Here is a 26,212-nt window from a genome sequence, read left to right as displayed (position 1 = left end):
TTATTTAAGTTCTTCCTTAACTGTTCCGCATGTGGGCATTTCCTTACCCAGATAAGGATTAGAAATTTCCTTTTTTTCGCTTATCCAATCAGCACCTTTATTGTTGTTGTACATCGGACAATGATCGTAATAAAGCTGTTGCCCCGCGCCAAACGTTTTTACCAGCTCATACATATCTTTACTAAGCATGTCAAAATGTTCACGCTGATGTTTAATATTATTTCCATTTTTCCCAATGTGTTCAGCATGCTCTTTTGCATCTGATTCTATGTCCTCATAGGTTTTTGTTTTATCGGCGGACAATTTTGATTTATCAAATTGTCCAAAGGCAGCAACCATTGTATTACCCGAAGAAGCAGCATCATTGCCATTATCGTTAGCAAGTGCGTTTTTTAGTTGCAAATATCCATTCACGATCTCTTTAACTGGGGATGCAGCCGGTTGCAGTGCAGTCTCTGTACTGGTTGCGGGGGCTGATTGAGTAGTGTTATTATTTCCGGTGTTCGCTTGCTTTGGGCCGTCATTGCAGGCAGTAATGAATGCAATGCTAATAGCTGTCATTAAAGTAACGTGTTTCATTTCTGAATTTTTAAATAATAAAATAGTTGTAAATCAATTTACTTTTAAGAGTTTGGCGTTTATAGCTACGACAATAGTACTTGCACTCATTAATACTGCACCCATCGCAGGACTTAACATGAACGTGGGATATAATATACCTGCTGCCAATGGGATAGCAACAACATTATACCCAACAGCCCATACCAGGTTCTGCACCATTTTACGGTACGTAGCACGTCCAAAGGCGATCATTTGCACCACATCCTGGGGATCGCTGTTTACAAGGATTATATCGGCTGTTTCCGCAGCTACATCGGTACCAGATCCAATGGCTATACCCACATCGGCTTGTGCCAGCGCCGGGGCATCATTGACTCCATCGCCGGTCATGGCAACGATTTCTCCTTTATCCTGAAACTCTTTTACTTTGTTTTGCTTTTCATGTGGCAATACGTTGGCGAGATACCCATCCATGCCAAGGTTCTGAGCTACAGCAGCAGCTACTTTTTCGTTATCTCCTGTGAGCAAAAAAGATTTGATATTCATTTCCTTTAACGTAGCAATGGCCTTTGCTGATGTTTCCCGGACACTATCAGCCAGTGTGATGATTCCAGCAGGAGTATCATCAATTAATACATAATTTATGGTATTGATTGACTGATCAATTTCGTTTGGAATGACAGGCGGTTCTTTTTGTTGCTGTTTGAAATAATTGGGTCCTGCGGCTACCACTGTTTTATCATTTACAGTACCGGTAACACCAACGCCTTGTATATATCGAAAATCTGACGACTTCCATAATTCCAGTTTTTTTTCTTTCAGTTTGCGGATAATTCCATGCGCAATATGGTGTTCGGAGTTTTGCTGGATTGCGCCTGCATATTGAAGGATTTCATCAGGGGTGTACAGATTGGTTAATGGAATGATTTGTTGTATTTCATGTGAACCCTTTGTAAGTGTGCCGGTTTTGTCAAAAATAATAGTAGTAATGTTTCTGGCATTCTCAAAAGCGGTACGGTTACGTATCAATAAACCATGCATAGCAGAAAGTGTGGTAGACACAGCAACTACCAATGGAATAGCAACACCCAAGGCATGCGGGCATGACGTTACCATTACAGTGACCATGCGCTCCAGTGCAAAAGGCAAAGATTGGCCGGCGGAAAGCCAAATGATCAATGTAATTATACCTACGCTTATAGATATAATGGTGAGCCACATGGCAACCTTACCAGCGAGATTTTGTGTTTTTGATTTTGTACCTTGTGCAGATTGAACCATACCGATAACTTTGCTCAGATAACTGTCATTGCCCGTCCCGGTAACCTCAATTTTTAGAGCACCATCTCCATTCACCGCCCCTCCAATCACTTTTTCATCTTTCCCTTTTTGGACGGGGACACTTTCACCGGTTAACATACTTTCATTAACATAGGAACTACCTTCAATTACCAAACCATCTGCCGGAATTTTCTCTCCTGGCTTAACAATGATAACATCGTTAGTCTGTAAATCCTTTAAGGGAATGTCAGTTACTATGTGATTGCGTTCTATATGTACCGCAGATGGTAAAAGGGCCACTAATGATTCCAAAGCGCGGGAGGCCGCCATTTGTGATCTCATTTCGAGCCAGTGGCCCAGTAACATAATATCGATCAATGTAGCAAGTTCCCAAAAGAAATCCATACCAGACAACCCCAACACAACTGCAGTACTATAAACATAAGCGGTAGTAATAGCTACTGCCACCAATGTCATCATTCCTGGTACCCGTTGTTTAAATTCTCTTACCAATCCAGTTAAAAAAGGGCTACCACCGTAAATGAAAATAAAACTGCTTAATGCAAGCAATACATACTTATCACCTGTAAAACTCAGTTTAAATCCAGCCCATTGCTGTATTATATGCGAAAGCAACAAAACAGGTACAGTGATAACCAGGCATATCCAAAACCGTTTTAAAAAATCGGCTGTGTGATGCCCGGCATGCTCATTATGACCGCCATGATCATCTTGAGGTTTTGGGTGTGAATGCCCTACCTGTTGATGAGATGCAGGCATTGACTTGCTTTTTGCAGATTTATCAGGTTCCATTGACCCTTCATGATGATGATCGTGGTGATGGTTATGCTGATTTTCCATATACTGATGTATTTATTGAAATCGGTTTAATAAACTAGTGTAATTCCTGCGCCGAAACCCATATCACTATCAAAGTGGGTGGAAAGGTTAAAGTATTTGGTTACAATATACCTGAACCCAAACATGTACTCTTTATCTGTATTGGCCATAAAATTGAACCGCAACCGTTTTGATATGGGTACATCTTCTCTTTTTAACTGGAAACGGAGTTTTCCTTCACTATCAATAGATCCGTCAGCAATAATGAGCATGGGGAGGGTATATTCAACACCTATATGAAAAACCTGTCTGAAGTTTTTGGTGTTGGTCTGTCCGAACACATTCTTCTTTGGCGTAAGTAATTGTCCGAAAAAATTCTTTTCAAACGGATCATCTATGGTTCGCTTACGGAAACCCCAACCTATATATGGGAACCACCATTGCATTCTGCCCAGGTATCTTCCAAAATGGCTTTCACTTTCATAGCCGTGGTGCATAGTATAGCCTATCCGCCATTCAGTTTGCAACCGGTATCGGGTATTGGCAACCATTATCTCCCCATCGCTGCCATTGCTCTCCAAACCAATCCTTGCCATAGGATGTATCATTCTGTCATCAGCAAATAATTTCCGTTGCGCCAATTTGGGGTTAGGTATTTCGGGGTTGGGCAAATTATTGTCATACCGGAAAATCCTGCCCATGCCGCTCATCATGTGATATAAAATGTGGCAATGGAAAAACCAATCTCCTCCGGGTTCCGTAGCTGCAAATTCTATGGTATCGGTTTCCATGGGCATCATATCTATGATATTTTTCATGGGGGCATATTCACCCTGGCCGTTCAATACCCTGAAATCATGGCCATGCAGATGCATAGGGTGTCGCATCATACTGTTGTTATACAAGATGAGCCGTACATTTTCGCCCTTTTTAATCAGAATCCTGTCGCTTTCTGAAACGACCTTGTTATCCAGGCTCCAAACATAGCGGTTCATATTGCCGGTAAGAGTGAAATGCAGCTCTTTGAGCAGCCCCGGAGGTAAGGTGGTTTTATTAGGGGCGCGCAGCATTTCGTAATTCAAAGTTACCATATCGGGTACTTCTGCTGTCATATCCATCCCCTTCATACTATTGCTATCTGGCATTTGCATGCTGTGCATGTCATGCCCCAGCATAGCATCATTCTTCTTTTCAGATTTTGGATTTTCTTCACCGGTTATTTCAGGATACATGACCGAGTTCATATCCATTATCTGATTCTGCATTTTCATGCCATCCATTTGTACCAGGTTACCCTTCATATCCATCATGTCGTTCATCATTTTCATACCAGCAAAATATTTGAGCTTGCCCGGCTTTTTAGCGGGCACCTTTTCTCCATTACCCAGCCAGAGGGATGCCGATTTTGTACGGTCTTCCGGCGTTACTAAAAATTCATAACTCTTATTATCTGGAATGGTTACCATCACATCATACGTTTCAGATACGGCTATAATCAACCGGTCAACTTCCACCGGTTCTACATCATTGCCATCAGTAGCTACTACTGTTATCTTTCCGCCAGCGTAATTAAGCCAGAAATAAGAGGAAGCCCCTCCGTTGGCTATACGCAATCGTACTTTGTCACCTGCCTTGAACCCAGGTTGCTCGTTTTGATTTTTTCCGTTGATTAAAAACCTGTCATAATACACATCGCTTACATCCATGGCCGTCATCCGTTTCCATTCATTGGTAAGCTTTGTTTTAAAATGACCTGTTTTAATGGCTTCCGAAAAACTTTGGGTAGATCCTTTTTTTATGGCAAACCAATCTGTAGCGGCATGCAGGCTTCGATCGACCTCTTCAGGCTTAATATTTGTCCACTCGCTTAGAACAATAGGGATAGTAGGAATATCCCACTCTTTTCTTTTGTTCATAATAAAAGTCCCATACATTCCTATTTGTTCCTGCAAACCGGAATGGCTATGATACCAGTGGGTACCATGCTGAACAATAGGAAATTTGTACAAGTACGTGGTGTGTGGTTTTATTGGCATTTGGGTAAGATTGGGCACACCATCCATTTTGTTGGGCAGAAATAATCCATGCCAATGCAGGGCCGTTTCTTCATTCAGATTATTGTGCACATAAATTTCAGCAGTGTCACCTTCGGTAAATGTTAAGGTCGGCATGGGTATTTGTCCGTTCACCGCAATGGCACGTTTAGGTTTGCCACCAAAATTTACTATAGTATCAGCAATATATAAATCGTACCGTACAGTACGTGGAGGAGCAGAGGCGTCAATAGTTTTTACCGGTCCTAAATTCGCTTTTGCTGTTTTTATATTTTCCATAACTGTACCACCATCCCCCATATCCATTTCATCTATTTTCATGCTATCTCTATTTTCCATCCTGCCTGTGCTATCGGTCATGGGCATTTGCATGCTGTCCTGCAGATGATCAGCCTGCGGAGAAACTACAGCTTTTTCTTTTACCAGTTTCATTCCACATTTAGGGCAATTGCCCGGTTTGGTAGCATGAATTTCAGGATGCATGGGGCAGGTATAGGTTACAGGCTGAGCTTGTTGTTTAGCCTGCTGCGAAGGCATTTGCAGATGCTCCATGCCGTCCATCTTTTTAGATGTGTCTTTCATGGGCATTTGCTTATTGTTAGTAATTGTTTTACTAGCTGCTTTTCTTTTAACTACAACCAGTTTCATTCCACACTTCGGGCAATTCCCAGGTTTGTTCATACGGACCTCGGGATGCATAACACAGGTATATATTGTTGGTTGTTCCTGTTTGCTGGCCTGTTTCTGGGCCCAGGAAAACGACCAGAAAAAAGACAACAGGAGCAAGGCTGCTATGTTTTTCATTGGTGTATTTTTTAATGGCAACACTTCTTCTTTCTGATAAAAACAGCTTTCAAGATCCGCATTATTGCTTTACCAATAAGTTTAAACATTGCTTTGATTCTTTAATGGCAAGGCAGCGACTATACTTATATAGGCTGTATTGCCGCTGCTTTTGACGAGATGAATATTAATTCTTTATTGTCTCATTGATCTTACCACAGGTAAGCATTTGATTACCGAAATATGGATTTTTGATAGCAGCCTCGCTGCTTAGCCAATATGCCTTTTTCATAGGACAATAGGCCTGGTAAACAGGCTTGTCAGACAGCTTTACAGCTTTTGCCAACTTATAAAAGTTATTTGAAAATGATTGAAAGTGCTCCCTTTGGAGGCTAATTTCTTTCGTTTCAGAAATATGTTTTGCGTCGAAGGCCAGTTTATCCTGTAAAGGCATAAAAGCATTCATGTCTGTTTCCTGGAGTTTTTTCATATCATCTCCATTGATTGCTTTTACGAATTCCGCGGCTTTTGTTGCAGCAGTATTAGCATCACCTTTAACCAGTGCATTTTTTATGTCGTAATAGATTGTAAGCAATTGCGCTAAAGGAGATTCATCAACTGTATTCTTTGTTGTGATCGCAATGTTGATTGCTTTACTATTGGCCTTTAAAGAAAAGGGAATGGTTGCAAATATGAATGCAGAAAAAATTAATGTTTTCATTTTAGAAGATTTGATTTTGAAAAAATAGAATAGCATAAGGCGTAAACTGCCTTAATGTAGCTGCAAAGACTTGAATCCGGGCAATAAAACCACCGGACTGGTTCAAAATCAAATTTGGAAGGACTGAATGGACACACGTATCCCACGGGAGTTAAGGATATACGGTCGGACGTCCTGAATCTTTGTAATTTCTGGATTTAAAGAAGACAGGTGTGATGATAGATACAGAAAATGAAGCGCAATTAATGCAACTGGCATTTCAATGCTTGAATTGATTGCATTAACAAGAAGTTTGTCCGATTGAGAAAGCTGCGTGGCATCATCATTACAACAATTTCCTGTTTCAGGTGCCCCGCTTTTAATTATTTCACCAACAGGTTGGGATTTTGTAGTGTGTGAACCTAAAACATGGTGATGCTGATTAGATTTTTGGTGATGGTGGTTATTGGATTTTCCATTATGATGGTGGTGTCTTGAATTAAACCCCATATCTAACCCTACTGAGCAAGCAAAACCAATAATAGTATTTAAACTAAATACTATTAATAAGAAGATTGCTTTTAATTGTATGGTTGAATTACTTTTCACTATTTTTCATCAATAAAATTATAGTTATCTCTAATAACGAACAAAAACACCTTATTTACCCCTCATAATACAAAAGTATAGATCCTGATACATAAAATGGTTATAAAATTATGGGGCTCATTTATATAATTATCGGCATTCAATTCAAAAGCATACAAGTCAGGTCCATCCAAAGCGTTGAATGACAGAATATTGGGATCTTTCTGTCCCTAAAATATCTCACACTGTGTGTAAACATGCCTCTGCACAATTGCGGCAAGCCTCAGCACAAAAGCGACAATGTTCCATGCCGTGAGCGGCATGCTTTTCACATTCCTGAGCACAAGCCTCGCAAATTTCTGCGCATTCGTTAAGTAAATGCTGCGTATGCTCAGATCCTCGTGCTACGAAAGAACTGGATACCTTACAAATTTCAGCACAATCCAAGTTGAGCCTTATACATCTTTCAAGCATTTTTGTATCCTGTTCCTGAAGGCACGCAATTGAACAATTAAGGCATTCCGCTGCACAATACCGAGCTGGAACGGCATTTTGATCTTGTGCAGGCAAAGCGCGAGGTAGCCACACCACAGCTTGTTTTTCAGGCATACCGTACTCCATTAAACGGCGAAAGGCAAAGGCAGGAAAAGGTGCAAAACCTTTTTGTTAAAGCATAAAAATAAAAAGGAAAAATATTTATTACTTGATATGATAGAAGTACGTGCATCGAGCTTGTTGTCTTTAACCTTTATTGTTTGCGTCTGCTTTTCTAAACTGTGCAATGAATTCAGAAGGCAGCATGTGGAACTTGTTTTTGAACGATTTGGCAAAATAATTTGATGTTGTAAAGCCCACCTGGTAAGAGATCTCTGAAATGGTCATGGTGCTTTTTTCCATTAATGCAGCAGCTCTGTCTAAACGGAAGGAACGGATATACTCTACCGGCGTTTGCCCGGTCAATTCCAGCAATTTATTATAAAAAGTGCTTCTGCTCATCCCGAATTGCTTGCTTAAGTTCTCTACAGATAATTGCGGATTGGTCAGGTTGCTTTCGAGGTAGCTTGCTATTTCGATCAGTAGTTTTTCTTCAGCCGATTCTACTACAGGCTCAGCAGCAGTCAGCTTTATCTGCCTCGAATAGGTGCTTTGCATGGTGCTCTTTAGATCAAGCAGGTTTTTTATTTTGGCATTTAATACTTCAAAATTGAATGGTTTTGTAATATAATCATTGGCGCCTGTTTCCAATCCCTTTATCTGCTGTTCCTGACCAGTCATGGCAGTGAGCAGTATCACCGGAATATGACTGGTTCTTTTATCGCTTTTTATTTTTTTAATAAGATCAATTCCATCCATTTCAGGCATGCTTATATCACTTACAATAAGGTGAGGGTGATTGAATAATGCTTTTTGCCATCCTTCTTTGCCGTTAGCGGCCTCTATTACATTATATTTTTTACGAAGATTGTCTTTCAGGTAAAATCTGAAATCATCATTGTCCTCTACCAACAGTACAGACAATAAGTCGTTCATACTGTTTTCTTCCCTCATGATCGGTGAAACGTTCAGGCCGTTGTTAGCAGCTTCAGGTTTAGGTTGGTTCACCGGTTGATCTGTACTAACGGTTTCTTGCACGCATTTCAATGGAATTCGTATAGTGAAGGCGCATCCTTTTCCCGGCTCGCTTTCTACGCTTATTGTTCCTCCATGTAATTTGATGAATTCTTTTGTGATCGATAAGCCGATACCACTGCCTTGATTGAGTATAGCTGTGCTGGTGGCATTTTGGAAAAAGCGGTCGAATATCAAATCCTTTTTATCTGCGGGAATGCCAATGCCTGTATCAATAACATTAATGGAAACCCAGGTATATTCCTGGTCATCTGAACTTTCGGCCTTTTGCAGATCAACAGTTATATGGCCGCCGCCTAAGGTAAATTTGAATGCATTGGATAATAAATTGAAAAGAATGCGTTCCATTTTGTCACGGTCAAAATCAGCGTCTAACCGGTCAATACAGGCTTTAAATGTAAACCGGATATTTTTTCTTTCCGACATATCCCTGAAAGAGTCTGTTACTTCTTTTAAAAAAGAAACAAACTCTCCTTTCGATAACTGTAACTTCAATTCATGCTCTTCCATTTTTCTGAAATCGAGTAGTTGATTTACCAGGTTCAGCAATCTTCTGGCATTACGCCTGATCATATTCATTTTTTCAAGCTTTCCAGGGCTTCCTTCATCTTCAATTAATTGATCTACGGGGCCCATGATCAGCGATATGGGTGTTCTGAAATCATGACTGAGGTTTGTGAGGAATTTCAGTTTCATACGGTCAAGCTCTTGTATACGTTTAACTTCGTGCCGCTCCTGTTCCAATGCAAATTTCTTTTTTAGTCTCCTTATGCCCCGGTACCTGCTGTACAGAAGCAGGCCGCTAATGGTAAGAGCATACAGTATATAGGCGTAGGTAGTGCGCCAGAAGGGTGGCTTTACAAATATCTTTATCGTAGTATCTTTTGTGCTCCAGATGCCATCGTTGTTACTGGCTTTTACCCTAAAAGTATACTCTCCGGGATCAAGGTTGGTATAGGAGGCCATGTTGGTTGTGCCAATATAGTTCCAGTCCTTATCAAACCCATCCAGTTTATACGCATAATGATTTTGCTTTGGAATGGTATAATTCAGGGCTACAAAACTCAGGGCAAAATTTTGCTTATAATTTAACCGTATTTCGTTTGCTACTGAAATATGTTCTTTAATAGGCGCATCATTACCGGCAGCAACTGATTTATTGGAGATCTTCAGATCTGTTAAAATAACGCCAGGCACATTAAGGTTAACAGTAAGCCGGTCTGGATAAAAATGATTGAACCCTTCCAAACCACCAAAAAGCAGTTCACTATCTGTTAAACGTAGACCTGCACCGCGCACGAAATTTGAGTTTTGAAGCCCGTTCAAATGAGAGAAGTTGCGGAAGCTTTTTGTATCCGCATCAAATCTGCTTATGCCTGTATTGGTTGATACCCATAGTTTACCTGTTGCATCTTCCACAATTTGATAAACCATGGTGTTTTGCAGTCCGTCTTTTTCAGAAAAAGGGATGAACACATGCTTACCTCCATCAACCGTAGCCATACCGCTAAAAGTGCCTATCCACATCTTTCCTTTGCTATCGTTATAAAGGCATTGTATTTTATTACTGGGCAACCGGCTGTTCTGTTGGGTGTATTTAGTCCATTTACCCGTGGCGGGTTCATATACTGCAATACCGCCGCCATGTGTGCCAATCCAAATATTGCCGTTTGCATCTTCCTCAATGGCCCGGATATAGCCATTAATAGGTAACTGTTCCACTCCTTTGCCCTGGGGAAGGGGTGAATATCGGGCAATAACCTGCTCATTTTTCATTACAATAATTCCATCGCCATTGGTGCCTACCCATACATTTCCCCTGCTGTCTTCAAATAAACAGAAAATGTCGTTACTGGTAAGATCATTTTTTCCTTGTCCCTTTACCAATTGTTTACATTTACCTATTTGCAAGTCTTTAATAATGACTCCCTGTGAAAAAGTACCTATATATAGTTTATTGTTTTGAGTGTGTAATAGAGCCAGCACGAAGAGGGAACTGGCTGATACATTTTTCAGCGGAAGGTTTACAGGTACTACCTGTTCTTTTTTACGATCGTATTCATATAACCCGTTGCCATTCGTACCTACCAGCACATGGCCGTTCTTGTTTTCGGCCAAGGCGGTTATGGATGCAATGCGGGTTCTGTTTTCCTGAAAGCTGCTGTTTAACCTCAGGTTAAACAGGTTAAGATTTTTATCATATTTGCAAATGCCGCCCTGGTAAGTGCCAAACCAGTAAATTCCCTGTTTATCTATATATATACATCGTACCACATTACTGTTAAAACTCTGAAGGTTGTGGTTATCATGGGTAAAAACAGAAAAACTATCTGCCTGTACATGGTAAACATACAAGCCGTTTAAACTTCCTATCCATAACGATCCCTGGTCGTCGCTGGCCAGGTAATAAATTTCTGTACCGCTTAAGTGCCTGTAATGAATGAATCCTGTTTCATCGGATTTTAACCTGCTTAACCCGGTTGCCGTTCCCACCCATATGTTTCCCCACTTGTCTTCTGTCACTGCTTTGACCCTATTTGTGGGCAAACTGGAAGAGTTAGTTTTATCGTTCTCATAAAGGGTAAAAGTGTTCGTTCGAACATTGTACCTGAAAAGACCACTATCGGTTGCGATCCACAATCGTTGTTTACTGTCTTCATAAATTGAAAGCAGGATTGTTTTCACCGGTCTGCCGGCCCCGTCGTACAAAATTTGTTTTGTAATGGATTGTGTTACAGGATCGAGCATATACAATCCTTCGTATTGCGCCATCCATATTTTGCCGCGATAGTCGCTGCAAATGCCCCTGATGACATCGCTGCCGGAAAGGGTAGCCGTTCCCGCTTTTACCGGGTAATGCAGGAATTTATCATTTTTGCGGTCATACAGGCAAAGACCGCCGCCACTGGTACCAATCCATAAATTACCCGATCTGTCTTCATGTAATGCAAGCACTTCATTGGTTCGCAGGCTGGTGGTGTCCCCGGGATCGGAACGGTACACGGTAAAATTTGTTCCATCGAATTTGTTTAGCCCATCATCGGTGGCAAACCACATAAGTCCATACCGGTCCTTTATTATAGCGTTCACAGAATTGGACAAAAGACCGTCCCGTGTAGAAAGCGAAGTGAAATTGATATGCGCAGTTTGGCTGTAAGCGTTAACATAAGTGGTTAACAGGAAACACCAAAATATATAGATATATTTTCGCATGTTTGCAATCGTTTTGGTGAAGCAATATAGTATTTAGCCCGCTTATCGAACAAAATTGCTAAGTTTTCAAACAAAGTTCGCAAACCCTCCATTGACTTCAGGTCTACTTTTGTTATTAAATGTACGGCTGACCTTTATCATTTCCTTACAAAAATTGCAGGCCCGATTGCCGGCCCGTTACATGGGCCAAAAAAGAACACGATGAACCTGGTTAAAGACATGTCACAAGCAGGGCGGGAAACTGCTGGCACCATGTATCATAATACTGACATCTGGCATATAACCGGTCCTGTGGACGCTATTTTCTGGAGAATATGGAGTGCAGGCGGAGCATGGCAGCCAGCATTTATGGGAGCATTACCCGTATAACGGTGATACTGCCGGTGCAACGGTTACTCTTATTGCTCAATTAGAATGTAGTTATAGATCATAAAAAAAATTGGATCATTAAAATGAAATCATACCGGATAAACAATACTGTTATTTCAATTATCACTGCATTGATCTTTTCAGTAAATGGCTTTGCGCAGAAATTGCCTTATCAAAACCCCAATCTGCCTTCGGAGGAAAGGGCCAAAGATTTAATAACAAGATTGACGCTGGAAGAAAAGGCCTCGTTGCTCTTTGATCAATCACCGGCCATCCCCCGGCTGGGTATAAAAAAATTCAATTGGTGGAGTGAGGCATTACATGGCTTCGCCAATAATGATAATGTTACTGTTTTTCCCGAACCTGTTGGTATGGCTGCTTCATTCAATGATTCGCTGGTATATAGGATCTTTGATGCCACGTCAGATGAAGTGCGTGCCAAATATCATGAGGCCATACGAAGTGGAAAAGAAAACCGGCGTTTTTTAAGTCTATCCGTTTGGACGCCCAATGTCAATATCTTTCGAGACCCGCGTTGGGGCCGTGGGCAGGAAACCTATGGGGAAGATCCTTACCTTACTTCGCGCATGGGCGTGGCTGTAGTGAAAGGATTGCAGGGGCCTGCCGATGCCAGATACCGTAAGTTACTGGCCTGCGCCAAACATTATGCGGTTCATTCAGGTCCTGAATGGAGCAGGCATACGCTGAACTTACACCAGGTAAACCCACGCGACCTGTACGAAACATATTTGCCTGCATTTAAATCGCTGGTGATGGATGCCGATGTTCGCCAGGTGATGTGTGCATACCAGCGACTGGATGATGAACCCTGTTGCGGCAATAACCGTTTGTTGCAAACCATCCTTCGAGACAATTGGGGATTTAAACATGTAGTGGTGTCTGATTGCGGCGCCATTACCGATTTTTATACCAGTCATAAAGTATCGTCCGATGCGGTACATGCTTCAGCAAAAGGCGCTTTGGCAGGCACTGATGTTGAATGCGTATGGGAAGGGTATGCATTTAAAAGCCTGCCCGAAGCTGTATCAAGAGGATTGATCACCGAAAAAGAAGTTGACAAACACCTGCTGCGTGTGTTGGTGGGCCGTTTCGACCTGGGCGATATGGACGACGATGCAATAGTGCCCTGGGCTGCCATTCCAATGTCGGTTGTAAATAACGAGACGCATAAAAAACTCGCGCTTGATATGGCATTGCAATCGATGACCTTACTTCAGAACAGGAATAATATCATTCCTTTAAAAAGAACTGTAAACAAAATAGCTGTTGTTGGGCCTAATGCCGATAACGATGCTATGCTTTGGGGAAATTATAATGGTAAGCCGGTTAGAACGATCAATATTCTGAAAGGTATTCGTGATAAAATGCCTGCAACCGGTGTTGTGTATGATAAAGCCTGCGATCTGGTTGAGAACAAGGTTACGCAAAGCTATTTCTCACAATGCGCTATCAACGGTAAAAAAGGGTTTAAAGCTACTTACTGGAATAACCGCGAAATGAAAGGCGACGCTGTTATCACTGAAGAAATTACAAATCCGCTGAAACTGACCACTGCCGGTCAACACGAATTTGCGTCGGGTGTTCAACTGGAAAATTTTTCGGCCCTGTATGAAACAGAGTTTGTTGCAGGCACTACAGAGGAAATTGTATTTAAATGCGGTGCTACCGGTTCCATGCAGTTATATGTGAACGGAGTAATGGTAAGAAGAACAAACAACTGGCGTACCCTGCTTTCGAGGGTGCCTTATAAAGTTGAAAGTGGCAGGAAATATAAAATAGAAGTACGCTTTGCCCAGCTGAACAACTGGCAGGCAAATATTGAATTTGATTTTGGTAAAGAAGTAGACATTGATTTTAGCGGCCTTATAAATAAACTTAAAGGAATTGATGTGGTAGTATTTGTTGGCGGACTGTCTACCTTGCTGGAAGGGGAGGAAATGCCGGTATCGTATCCCGGGTTCAAGGGAGGCGACAGAACCGATATTCAATTACCAGAAGTACAACGCAATTGTTTGAAAGCGTTGAAAGCGGCGGGTAAAAAAGTAATTTTTGTTAATTGCTCCGGATCCGCCATAGGGTTAGTGCCTGAAACCGAAAGTTGCGATGCCATTCTGCAGGCCTGGTATGGCGGCGAATCGGGTGGGCAGGCTGTGGCCGATGTGCTGTTTGGCGATTACAACCCTTCAGGTAAGTTGCCTGTTACTTTTTACCGCGATACCACACAGTTGGCCGATTTTGAAGATTACTCACTAAAGGGTAGAACATACCGCTTTATGAGCGACCCGCTTTTTCAGTTTGGGTTTGGCTTAAGTTATTCCAGCTTCTCTATAGGTTCTGCACAACTCAACAAAACTATCATCAGTAATACCGAAACTATCGACATCTCAATTCCAGTAACTAATACCAGCAAGCGCAATGGAACGGAGGTTGTGCAGGTGTATGTACGCAAAACAGGTGATAGCGATGGCCCGCTTAAAACCTTACGGGGATTTAAAAGAATAGAAGTGCCTGCAGGTAAGACGGCAATAGCGCTTATCAATCTGCCGCCTGCAACATTTGAGTTTTATGATACCAGTTATGGAAAAATGACTGTAGCAACTGGAGAATATGAATTATTATATGGAAATAGCTCTTCAGATAAAGACCTGAAGATGATAAAGGTCTCAATTAAGTAAGATCATGTACGATACAATGTCAGTATGAACTGGCCCTATACGATAAATTTACCATCAGCTACCTGGTGGTTAATAATGCCAGTTCGGTTGATATTAATTTGTTGCGCCGTGGTGGTTTTGCCGCCTGTTTAAAACCATTACAATAAGCATGCATACCATTAAAAAAAACTGTCTCAAATGAAAAAAGCATTTTTCGCATTATTGATTGTTTTACCTGTACTGCTCGTTGCACAAAATGCCACTATTAAAATTGATATAGAAAGAAGCGTTGCCGAAATAGACCCCCGCATTTACGGGGTGTTTATGGAACCTATCCAGTTTAGCGGCAAACGGTTTGGGTTGCCCGATTCTGTACAGTTCAATACCTTGTATGGAACTTTATACGATCCTTCATCGCCGCTGGCCGATGAAAATGGTTTTAAGAAAAATTATATTGAAGCTATGAAGGAATTAAAGATCACCAATATGCGCTGGCCGGGTGGCAATTTTTTAATGGCGTATAACTGGCAGGATGGTATTGGCCCCAAAGAACAGCGCCCGGCCCGTATTAACATGGCATGGGGCGGAATAGATAATAATCGTGTGGGTACAGATGAGTGGATGGCATTGAATAAAGCAATAGGTAGTGAAAATGTAGTGTGCGTAAACCTTGGGCTTGGCGATATCAAAGACGCCGTTTACTGGCTTGAATACTGCAATTATCCCAAAGGAACTTATTATTCAGACCTTCGTGCAAAGAATGGACGTAAAGAGCCCTACAATATAAAAATATGGGACCTTGGTAATGAAGTAGACGGTTACCCATGGGAACTGGGCTATAAAACAGCGGAGGATTATGTGAAGATCGGTAGGGAAGCCGCAAAGGCAATGACGGCTGTTGACAGCACCATTAAACTGGTGGCATCCGGTTCTTCTTACTATGAAGCCACGGGAATATGGGTAGACTGGAACAATAAAGTGCTTGAAGGGCTAGGCGATAAAATCGATTATTTATCCGTACACCGGTATTGGGAAAGATCCGATGATTATTACAATTACATAGGGCAAAGCGCTATGGATTTTGAAGAAAAGATAAAAGTGCCGGCGGCTCAAATAGAGACCGCGCGTGCCAAAAAGGGGTTTAAGAAACCAATTTATCTTTCGGTAGATGAGTGGGGGCTTATGTCGCGAAACACATTATCTGTGCTGCCCGTGGCACAATGTTTTAATTCTTTCCTGCGTCATGCCGATGTAGTGAAGATGGCAAATTTTACCCTGCTTACCTCGCTGCTAAGCAGCGATTCAAAAAAGGGAACTTTTAAAACCCCGCTGTACTATATTTTCAAAGCTTACTCCAATAACTGCCGGGGCGTTTCAATAGATACCCATGTTGCCTGTGATACATTCAATACACCCAAATATAAAGACATTCCTTACCTGGATGTTACCACTACCTATTTAAAAGAAACAAACAAAGTTTTCATCAATGTTGTAAACCGACACAAAGAGAAGGCGATAACTGCCAACATTGTAACCACTTCCGGAATATTTGCTGGCAAAGCAGAAGCAAGCCTTATAGCAGGCGCTTCATTGAACGAAGTATATGAATTCGATAAACAGGATCAATATGTGCCTGTTAAAAAAATAGTAGACACCAAAGGGAAACAACTAATTTATACGTTTCCGCCACATTCCTTTACTCAAATAGAAACAGGTGTTGTAATAAAATAATCATATGAAACAAATATTGTTTGCCATCGCCATTCTGTTGCTGAGTGGCTCATTAGCCAATTCACAGGACCTGGTTAAACAGGCGCCAGCCGGTTTCGACTCATTGCATGTTGGAATACCGCACGGAAAGATCGATACCATCAGCTATGCTTCAAAGACTGTTGGGACTACCCGAAGATCGCTAATTTATACACCGCCGGGGTTTTCAAAAAAGAAAAAGTATCCGGTGCTGTACCTGCTGCATGGAATAGGTGGCGATGAAAAAGAATGGCTGAATGGCGGAAAGCCGCAGGTAATACTCGATAACCTGTATGCAGAAGGAAAGATACAGCCAATGATTGTGGTTATGCCAAATGGCAGGGCCATGAAAGACGACCGGGCTACCGGCAATATAATGGCGCCCGATAAAGTGCAGGCATTTGCTGATTTTGAAAAAGACCTGTTGAATGACCTGGTCCCTTTTATTGAAAAAAATTACGCCGTACTTACCGATCGCGAGCATCGGGCTATAGCCGGATTGTCAATGGGCGGCGGACAATCACTTAATTTTGGTTTGGGGAACCTCGATAAATTTGCCTGGGTGGGCGGTTTTTCATCAGCACCCAATACAAAAAAGCCGGAAGAACTGGTGCCCGACCCCGAGGTGGCAAAAAAGCAATTAAAATTATTATGGATTTCCTGTGGCGATAACGATAGGTTGATCTCCTTCAGCAAACGTACACATGATTACCTGTATGAGCACAGTGTACCGCATATCTATTACATAGAACCGGGCGTACATGATTTCAAAGTATGGAAGAACGGCCTGTATATGTTCTCGCAATTCCTGTTTAAACCGGTTGATACTTCCTCCTTTATGAAATATACGGTGTTGGGTACACCGGCATCTACAAACGTAAGATCGGCCAGTTACCCGCAGGTACTTCCCAATAACCGGGTTGTTTTTCGAATTAAGGCTCCCAATGCCCAAAAAGTGCAAATAGACCTGGCTAAAAAATATGACCTAGTAAAAGATACCGGTGGATACTGGTGCGTTACTACCGATTCAGTCAGCGAAGGTTTTCATTACTATTCCCTGCTGATAGACGGCGTTGCCCTTGCAGACCCTGCCAGTGAAACATTCTATGGTATGGGGCGTATGGCCAGTGGTATAGAGATCCCTTTTCGTGGCAGCAGCTATTATGCTGTTAAAGAGGTGCCGCATGGCGATGTAAGAATAAAAAGATACTATTCAGCAACTACCAATACCTGGCGCCGGATGTTCATTTATACGCCGCCCGGTTACGATGTAAATACCAGTGAAAAATATCCTGTGTTATATCTTTTACATGGGGGCGGTGAGGATGAAAGCGGTTGGGCTACCCAGGGAAGAACTGATCTTATTCTTGATAATCTGATTGCCGCTCAAAAAGCCAAACCCATGCTGGTGGTTATGATGGATGGAAACTTCAGTACGGGTATAGCAGGCTTCAATGAACAGGCGTTACGGGCCTTTGAAAGCGAGTTAAAGCAAGGTGTTATTCCATTTATTGAACAAAACTATCGTGCAGTTACCGAAGCATCTGCGCGGGCGCTGGCCGGTTTGTCAATGGGTGGCTTGCAAACGTTGTATGCGGGGCTGAAAAATACACAATTGTTTTCCTATCTCGGGGTTTTCAGTTCGGGCTGGTGGGCCAATCAACCGGCTTTATATACTCCTCAGTACGAGTTTATGAAAGGCAATGCGGCAACCATCAACAACAACCTGAAGCGTTTCTGGATTGCCATGGGTGGAAAAGAAGATATTGCTTACAACAACTGTAAGATCATGCTTTCTAAATTCGATGAAATGAATATTAAATACCAGTACAGCGAATACCCGGGCGGACATGCCTGGCCGGTATGGCGGAACAACTTGTACAATTTTGCCCAGGAGTTGTTCTGGTGATCATATAAACATACACAACATGAAATTTTATTTCTCCTTTTTATACCTGTTTGTGTCAACTGCTGTGTTTGGGCAGAAGCTTCAACTGAACGATTCAACCTATTTCGAAACGCGCGGTGCAAACATCTTTGTTTTTAACAGCCAGTACAACGGCATGTTCTTCGACGAAAAAACCGCTGGTATTGAATTGGTGCAGCATGGCGTGAGAACCGCCACCGGTGGCGCTGTTCGCTTACAAAATACACCCGAACAATGGGACCTCGTTCCTTCGCTGGTTGATAGAAAAGTTGACCGGCAGAAGAACAGCATAGAGGTGACCTTGAAGTATGATGAATTTGCATTTACCTCCCGAATAACGGTAATGCCTAGAGACAATGGGGTCGAGATAAGCGTTTACCTCGATAAACCGGTTCCGGCAAAACTGGAAGGGAAGGCGGGTTTTAACCTGGAATTTTTACCCGCTGCTTATTTTGAAAAAACTTACCTGGTTGATGGTAAAGCTGGCAATTTCCCCTTATATCCTGCCGGTTCAACTATAATCGAAAAGGGGGAGAATAAAATACCCCAGTTTGCAGGGCATAACACATTTGACGACAGGGGCAGGGGTGAGTTCATAGTGCCGCAACCATTGGCTTCCGGTAAAGCCATTGTACTGGCGCCGGAAGATCCCGAAAAGTTGGTAAAGATCCAGTCGGTAGATGCCGGGTTGATGCTTTTCGACGGACGTAATCTTGCACAGAACGGATGGTTTATTGTACGCAGCCTGCTGCCTGCCGGTAAAACCGGAAAAGTGCTTACCTGGTACCTGGAGCCCAATGCCCTACCCAACTGGAAACGGGCACCCATGATCGCTTTTTCCCAGGTGGGTTACCAACTCACGCAGGAAAAAACGGCAGTTATTGAGCTCGATAAAAACGATGCACCACTATCCTCGGCCTCCCTTTTTCAGCTTAATGCCGATGGTTCAACGGCAGAAAAATTAAAAGGAGAAATAAAGCCCTGGGGACAATACCTGCGCTATAATTATGTAAAGTTTGACTTCAGTGCAGTGAAAGAACCGGGCCTTTATTTTATTCAGTATGGCGATCAAAAAACAAATGTATTTACGATAGGGCAGGATGTGTTTAAGGATAGCTGGCATCCTACACTGGATGTTTGGTTCCCTGTACAAATGGACCACATGCAGGTAAATGAAGCGTACCGGGTCTGGCATGGCGTTCCATTTTTAGATGATGCCCTGCAGGCGCCGGTGAATCATCAGCATTTCGATGGGTACAGAATGGGGCCGGTTACCGATACAAAATACAAACCTTTCGAACGCATACCCGGCCTGGCAGTAGGTGGCTGGTTCGATGCCGGTGATTTTGATATTCAAACCGGATCGCATTGCAGCGCCATCTTAAGTTTTGTAGATGCCTGGGAAAAATTAAAGCTCAACCGCGATGAAACCTTTATAGACCAGGCAACGCGGTATGTAGATATTCATCGCCCCGATGGAAAACCGGACCTGTTACAACAGATAGAGCATGGTACATTGAACCTGGTGGCACAGGTAAAAAACATCGGGCATCCGGTAAGGGGTATTGTGGTGCCCAACCTGCATCAATACCACCACCTGGGTGATGCATCCACCGAAACGGATAATCTTCCTTATAACCCAGGTTTGCAACCTTATCAAACCGATGGCAGGACCAGCGGCACCAGGGACGACAGGTGGGCCTTTACTAATCGTAATTCGTTTCTCGACTATCATACTGCGGCTGCATTGGCTGCTGCTCATCGCGCATTAAAAGGATACAATGATACCTTATCGCGGCAATGTTTGCTGTATGCGCGGAAATTGTGGAATGAGAATGTCAGGCAGCTTGCAGGCAGCGATACTGGATTCATGGCTGCATTTAGAAGGAATACGGAAATAGCTGCCGCATTGCAATTATTTATTGCAACGAAAGAGGAACAATACACCAAACGCTTCAAAGAAATGATCTTTCCAATGCTCGACAGATCGTTGCTGTTTGGCATGGCCGTAGCTTTGCAGGCAATTCCCTATATGGATACAGATTATCAAAACAAATTGCGTGAGTATGTGATAAAATTCAAGGCAATGAGCGATGATTACAATAAACAAAACCCATATGGCGTGCCGATGACCGCCAGAGGCTGGGGAGGGAACAGTGCCATCATCAATTGGGCAATCACAAATTATTACGCACATGCCTTTTACCCTGATGTAATTAGCAGGGAATACATATATAAGGGATTGGATTACATTTTTGGTTGTCACCCTTACCACAACCTTTCCTTTGTTTCCGCAGTAGGAACACGCTCTAAACGGATAACCTACGGAAGCAACAGGGCCGATTTCAGCTATATTGCCGGTGGCGTAGTGCCCGGGTTGTTGTTGCTGCGTCCCGACTTTCAGGAGAATAAGGAAGACTGGCCTTTTTTATGGGGTGAAAATGAAGTAGTGATCGATATCTGTGCGGCCTATATTTTTTTATCGGCCGCTGCAAACGATTTAATCAGTAAATAAACCACCGCTATGCGAATATATATTGTATTGATCTGCCTGCAGGTACTACTATTAAATAGTACAATGCAACTGAATGCTCAAAATCCGCTCATTCGTAACCAGTTCAGTGCCGATCCTACAGCCCGGGTATTTGGCGACCGGGTGTATGTATACCCGTCTCACGACATAATCGCCAAAGAAGGGCGTGGCCGGGTGGGGTGGTTTTGTATGGAAGACTATCATGTGTTTTCTTCGGCCAACCTTACAGACTGGACTGATCACGGCATGATCGTTCATCAGGATAATGTGCCCTGGGTTAAGCCAAACAGTTATAGTATGTGGGCGCCGGATTGTTTTTACTTCAAAGGAAAGTATTATTTCTATTTTCCCAGTATGCCCAAAGATACCAGTTATACACGCGGGTTTACTGTGGGGGTAGCCATTGCTGATAAGCCCGAAGGCCCTTTTGTGCCACAACCAATGCCCATCTCTAATGTGCGGGGAATCGATCCCAACGTTTTCATTGATAAAGACGGGCAGGCGTACCTCTACTGGTCACAGGGAAACATTTATGGCGCAAAGCTGAAAGAAAATATGGTGGAGCTTGCTTCTGATCCTGTGGTATTGGGCGAATTGCCTGGTAAAGGCCTTAAAGAAGGGCCTTACCTGTTTGAACGGAACGGTACTTACTACCTTACCTATCCCCACGTGGAAAATAAAATAGAACGCCTTGAGTATGCAATAGGAAATAATCCACTCGGACCTTTCAGGGTCACAGGTGTTATTATGGATGAATCGCCATCGGGTTGCTGGACCAATCACCATTCCATTATACAATTTAAAGATCAATGGTACTTGTTTTATCATCATAATGATTATTCACCCAAATTCGATAAGGCGAGATCGATAAGGGCCGACAGCCTGTTTTTCAATACAGATGGCACTATACAAAAGGTAGTGCCTACCCTCAGGGGCATAGGCGTTACAAATGCGCATACACAAATACAAATTGACCGGTACAGCCATATAAGCGATAAAGGCGCATCCATTGCATTTTTGGATACCGCCAATAGATTCCAGGGGTGGAAAACGGTGCTGGATGCAGCAGGAGCCTGGGTGCAATACAATAGTGTAGATTTTGGAAAGAAGAAGCCTGCATCTGTAACCGTACGAGCCCTTTCAGTAAATGGCGGCAGCCTGCAAATTCGTATACAGGGACCCTATGGCCCGTTACTGGCGGAGGTTCCCATCACTGCCGGCAATGAATGGCAGTTGGTAAAAACATCCAAACTGGAATTCAAACCGGGTATGCAGAATCTGGTTGTTACAGCAATGAATAACAGTCAGATCGAAATAGACTGGGTAAGCTTTGAACAGTAATGCATTAATGAAATAATAGCACTCATAAAAGTCTTATAAAACAAAAACTGCTACTATTGGTATAGTAGCAGTTTTAATACATTGTCAATATACCGTGGATTTATTACACTACAAATTTTTCAGTGGCAAGATATAGATCAGTATTCATATGTGATAAATTATATATTCTTTACTATTCCAATCAAAAGTCAGTCATCTCGTATATACCGTTGATGCCTGTACCAGATAGTACCAAAGGTTTATTATTTCATACATAAGAATTTGTAGCATATAATTTATACCCCTATTACCAACAAACGAATAAGTCCGAACATTTTTCGCCATAAATCCGACAAATGTCTCATCAACCAGCCAGTCGGCTTTTTGTAAATTTATATACCTGCTGGGTAACAGACATTATTGCAACTGTTAGCATCAGCTGATTGCCTTACAATGCTATAATAGGTGAAGTTTTTAATAATCTAACCTAACTGCTGCCATCCATGAGAAAATTTACCAGCCAACGGGGTTACCCGTATAATTACCCCATTCGAATTACACAGGGTATTTCCATTCTCCCGCCATCAACTGTATCTGCACAGGTCAAATTCAATAATTATGATCCCGGTATGATGGTATTCAAATACGCTGATCTTACTCCAAAGTAGATTCAATCATTATTAATCAAAACATTGCCAATGAAAAATACAACACATTCAATGACATGACCATAACGGTACATACCACTATGAATACAATTTAAACCGACAGGTGTTTCACCAAAATAACTTATTGTATGAAACTAATTGTTTGCCTTATAAAAATTTGTTTTTTTCTTGCTATTGTAACAAGCGAGATAACGTTATATGCAAAAACTCCTTTAAACGAAGACCGCTCAATAACTTATACAGCTTTTGTTGTAAATGGAAAAGTTGTTGATAACAAAGGTAATGGACTTGCCGGCGCGTCTGTTTTGCAAAAGGAGCACTCAAATGCCGCCACTACTAACGCAGACGGGCGTTTTAGTATTACCATCCAGGAAGATTCGGCCGTACTGGTGATCTCCTATATTGGTTTCCAGTCCAAAGAGGTGGTTGTAAAACCCGGAACTGCTGACATTGTTGTAACGCTGATCCCTGGTGGTACTTCACTGGAAGATGTGATCGTAATAGGGTATGGTACACAAAAAAAGCAATTGACTACTTCCGCGGTAGCAACCGTTAAAGGGGAACAGTTGAAAGCAGTACCTGCTGCCAACATTTCAAATACCCTGGCCGGCAGGGCCACAGGTGTAATGACTCGTGCCAATGGTGGCCGGCCCGGTGCGGATAATGCTACTATCTATGTCAGGGGAATTGCCACCACCGGCACAACGGTGAATAATGTAACTTACAATACCACCCCATTAATAGTGGTGGATGGCATCATCCGGAATAATATCAATGAAGTAGATCCTAATAACATTGAAAGTGTATCGGTCTTAAAAGATGCCGCTGCTGTGGCCCCCTATGGATTAGGCGGTGCCAATGGGGTGATCCTTATTACAACAAAGAGAGGCACTACGGGCGCGCCTGTTTTAAGTTTTGGGGGCTACTATGGTGATCAGCAACCCACTTATTTGCCCAAGATGCTCAGTGCAATAGATTACATGAAGCTTAAACTTGAAGCCTACGTAACGGAGAACCCCACAGGAACAAGCCCCACATACAGCCAGGCCTTTATCGATTCCTATCTTCAGAATCATGCGAAAGATCCTGACCAATATCCTGTCTCCGACGCATTGAATGATGTGGTAAGAAAACATGCACCGGTTTACCAGGGTAATTTCCAGGTACGTGGCGGAAGCCAGATCGTAAAATATTATGCCGGCCTCAGTTACTTTAAACAGGAAGGGATGTTTGACAGGTCGGGATATGAGCGGTACAATTACAATGTAAATTTAGATGTAAACATAACACCCACCACTACTGCCTCTTTCTCCTTAAATGGCGCTGTTCAGAAAACGTCTGATGTGGATGGAAGCACAGACCAGTTGTTCAGGGGCGTTTATAAGTTCCTGCCTGTTGCTCCGCTCCGGTTTACCAATGGTTTATGGGGCGAAAGTTCGGGCAATGCGCCACTCGGCGTAACCAACTCTGTTGGTTATTTTCGTCAAAACACAAACAATATGCTGAGCACCATTACGGTGGAGCAAAAGCTTCCGTTTATACCAGGACTCAGTGTAAAGGGGGCATTTAGTTATGATCCCTATAATTATGTGCAGAAACAATGGCACAAGCCGTTTATTTATTGGACGCAAAACGTTAGTACAACTCCCTATACTTATACGCCTGCTTTTTCTACCCAGGAAAGCAGTGCCACCACTTATGCCTGGTTGAACCAGCAATACTGGCAAAACAATACCATCACTTTCCAGGGTTACCTCAATTATCAACATACGTTTGGCAAACATGAGGTTACCGGTTTGTTGGTGGCAGAAAAAAGAAATAACAAGCAGGCTGATTTCAGATCGAGAATAAACAATTTCGCGGTGAATATCGATGAACTGACAATGGGCAGCTCGAATAAAAACGACTTTGAGATTGCCGGGGGATCCGGTACGGGTAGCCAGGTTGGTTATGTGTACCGGGCCAATTATGCTTATGACAGGCGATTCCTGTTCGAAGCCTCAGGCAGATATGACGGGCACTATTATTTTGCCCCCGGTAAAAGATGGGTATATCTTCCCGCATTTTCCCTGGGTTGGATAATTTCCAATGAAAATTTCTTTAAGCCGGTGAGCTTTGTAAATTTCCTCAAAGTCAGAGGATCATGGGGCAAATCCGGAAATCTTACCAGTACCGGGTTCCAGTACCTGAATCTTTACCCCCTTAGAGGAAATGCTTACGCCTTTGGTGATGGCGCCCTGGTTCAGGGCTCTTTCGCGCAAATAGAAAATAACCCGAACATTACCTGGGAAATAAGTAAAAAAGCAGATGTTGCCCTTGAAGCAACGCTGTGGAACGGTCTTTTACGCATGGAGGCCGATTATTTTTCTGAAAGAAGAACAGGGATGTTATTATCGCCCAACACCGCTATACCACAGGAATACGGAATTCCGCTTGCCCAGGAAAATGCAGGGATCATGGATAATCATGGTATTGAATTATCCATTGGAACTACCAGGAGGTTAAGTAATGGCTTGCAGCTTTCCATTGACGGAAACTTTACGTATGCAAGGAACAAAGTAATACAGTTGTATGAAACGGATGTAACCAGGAGCGATCCAAGACGCAGCAGAACCGGCCGCCCGTATAATACGGTGTTCGGTTATCAGTCGCTTGGTTTGTTTACCACTGCCGACGATAAAAATGGGGATGGCTTTATAACTGCAGCAGATGGCTATAACATCACTCAATTTGGCACGTTGCGTCCTGGTGATATTAAGTATGCAGATCTGGGTGGCCCCGGTGGCGTGCCCGACGGCAAGATCGATTTGTACGATGAGAAAGTAATCGGGAGGCCGCAAACACCCGGTATTATTTACGGTATTAATGCAGCCGCCAGCTGGAAGGGATTTGATCTTTCTTTGTTATTCCAGGGCTCGGGCATGTCAAGCTTTAATATCTATGGCTTTATGACAGTTGCTCACTTTAACAATAACAGTAATTCTTCTTACGAATATTACAACAATAGGTGGACGCCTGACCATCAGAACGCAAAATATCCAAGGGCTTATTCTGCCCCTACGAATAACAACGGACAGACTTCAGATTTCTGGCTTATAAACAGTTCGTATTTGCGATTAAAAACGGCGTCATTGGGTTATACCGTTCCATCAAAGCTGAGCTCCAGGGTTAAAATGAAAAACCTGCGGATCTATGTAACCGGCCAGAATATCCTGACGTTCGCGAAACTGAAATTTACTGATCCCGAAACAACCGGTGAACAGGGTTATCCCCTTCAGAAAACATTCCTGGTTGGCTTTACTACCAGTTTCTAAAATCAAAA

15 protein-coding genes are annotated in these 26,212 nt (G+C 42.6%); 8 read left to right on the top strand and 7 right to left on the bottom strand.

Features of this window, described 5'->3' with window-relative positions; all coding sequences use genetic code 11:
• The 7 genes from J7I42_RS20125 to J7I42_RS20095 all read right to left on the bottom strand — a co-directional run bounded on the left by J7I42_RS20125 (position 1) and on the right by J7I42_RS20095 (position 11,649).
• The gene (locus tag J7I42_RS20125) at positions 1 to 579 is read right to left on the bottom strand and encodes a DUF3347 domain-containing protein (RefSeq protein ID WP_209140650.1); all 579 of its coding nucleotides are present in this window, start codon (positions 577 to 579) and stop codon (positions 1 to 3) included.
• A 33-nt stretch (positions 580 to 612) separates the two neighbouring features.
• Complete coding sequence (locus J7I42_RS20120) at positions 613 to 2,703, bottom strand: copper-translocating P-type ATPase (RefSeq protein WP_209140649.1); 2,091 nt, start codon at positions 2,701 to 2,703, stop codon at positions 613 to 615.
• 26 nt (positions 2,704 to 2,729) lie between these two features.
• Positions 2,730 to 5,540, bottom strand: a complete 2,811-nt coding sequence (locus J7I42_RS20115) for a multicopper oxidase domain-containing protein (RefSeq protein ID WP_209140648.1) — start codon at positions 5,538 to 5,540, stop codon at positions 2,730 to 2,732.
• Positions 5,541 to 5,706: 166 nt separating this feature from the next.
• Positions 5,707 to 6,240, bottom strand: a complete 534-nt coding sequence (locus J7I42_RS20110; protein ID WP_209140647.1) for a DUF3347 domain-containing protein — start codon at positions 6,238 to 6,240, stop codon at positions 5,707 to 5,709.
• Positions 6,241 to 6,348: 108 nt separating this feature from the next.
• The gene (locus J7I42_RS20105; protein ID WP_209140646.1) at positions 6,349 to 6,828 is read right to left on the bottom strand and encodes a hypothetical protein; all 480 of its coding nucleotides are present in this window, start codon (positions 6,826 to 6,828) and stop codon (positions 6,349 to 6,351) included.
• Positions 6,829 to 7,047: 219 nt separating this feature from the next.
• Positions 7,048 to 7,281, bottom strand: coding sequence for a four-helix bundle copper-binding protein (locus J7I42_RS35175; RefSeq protein WP_236065547.1), 234 nt, complete (start codon positions 7,279 to 7,281; stop codon positions 7,048 to 7,050).
• A 267-nt stretch (positions 7,282 to 7,548) separates the two neighbouring features.
• Positions 7,549 to 11,649, bottom strand: a complete 4,101-nt coding sequence (locus J7I42_RS20095; protein ID WP_209140644.1) for a hybrid sensor histidine kinase/response regulator transcription factor — start codon at positions 11,647 to 11,649, stop codon at positions 7,549 to 7,551.
• Positions 11,650 to 11,850: 201 nt separating this feature from the next.
• On the opposite strand from J7I42_RS20095, the gene J7I42_RS20090 reads away from it, so the two are divergent.
• The 8 genes from J7I42_RS20090 (at position 11,851) to J7I42_RS20055 (ending at position 26,204) form a co-directional block, all read left to right on the top strand.
• On the top strand, positions 11,851 to 12,018 hold the full coding sequence (locus J7I42_RS20090; RefSeq protein WP_209140643.1) for a hypothetical protein: 168 nt from the start codon (positions 11,851 to 11,853) through the stop codon (positions 12,016 to 12,018).
• 83 nt (positions 12,019 to 12,101) lie between these two features.
• Positions 12,102 to 14,714 (top strand): xylan 1,4-beta-xylosidase, encoded by a 2,613-nt coding sequence (xyl3A, locus tag J7I42_RS20085; protein WP_209140642.1) that lies wholly within the window; start codon positions 12,102 to 12,104, stop codon positions 14,712 to 14,714.
• 177 nt (positions 14,715 to 14,891) lie between these two features.
• The gene (locus J7I42_RS20080; protein ID WP_209140641.1) at positions 14,892 to 16,424 is read left to right on the top strand and encodes an alpha-L-arabinofuranosidase C-terminal domain-containing protein; all 1,533 of its coding nucleotides are present in this window, start codon (positions 14,892 to 14,894) and stop codon (positions 16,422 to 16,424) included.
• A 4-nt stretch (positions 16,425 to 16,428) separates the two neighbouring features.
• Positions 16,429 to 18,351, top strand: a complete 1,923-nt coding sequence (locus J7I42_RS20075) for an alpha/beta hydrolase-fold protein (protein ID WP_209140640.1) — start codon at positions 16,429 to 16,431, stop codon at positions 18,349 to 18,351.
• A 19-nt stretch (positions 18,352 to 18,370) separates the two neighbouring features.
• Positions 18,371 to 20,884 (top strand): glycoside hydrolase family 9 protein, encoded by a 2,514-nt coding sequence (locus tag J7I42_RS20070; RefSeq protein WP_209140639.1) that lies wholly within the window; start codon positions 18,371 to 18,373, stop codon positions 20,882 to 20,884.
• A gap of 9 nt (positions 20,885 to 20,893) precedes the next feature.
• Entirely contained in the window at positions 20,894 to 22,243 is a 1,350-nt protein-coding gene (locus tag J7I42_RS20065; RefSeq protein ID WP_209140638.1) for a family 43 glycosylhydrolase, read from the top strand.
• A gap of 482 nt (positions 22,244 to 22,725) precedes the next feature.
• Positions 22,726 to 22,890, top strand: coding sequence for a hypothetical protein (locus J7I42_RS20060; protein WP_209140637.1), 165 nt, complete (start codon positions 22,726 to 22,728; stop codon positions 22,888 to 22,890).
• Positions 22,891 to 23,018: 128 nt separating this feature from the next.
• On the top strand, positions 23,019 to 26,204 hold the full coding sequence (locus J7I42_RS20055; RefSeq protein WP_209140636.1) for a SusC/RagA family TonB-linked outer membrane protein: 3,186 nt from the start codon (positions 23,019 to 23,021) through the stop codon (positions 26,202 to 26,204).
• The last annotated feature ends 8 nt before the right edge of the window (positions 26,205 to 26,212 follow it).

The sequence above is a fragment of the Niastella soli genome (assembly GCF_017742245.1).
In the GTDB taxonomy this organism is placed as follows: Bacteria; Bacteroidota; Bacteroidia; order Chitinophagales; family Chitinophagaceae; genus Niastella; species Niastella soli.
Note: the sequence above shows the minus strand (reverse complement) of the source record. Positions and strands in the feature narration are given on the sequence as shown.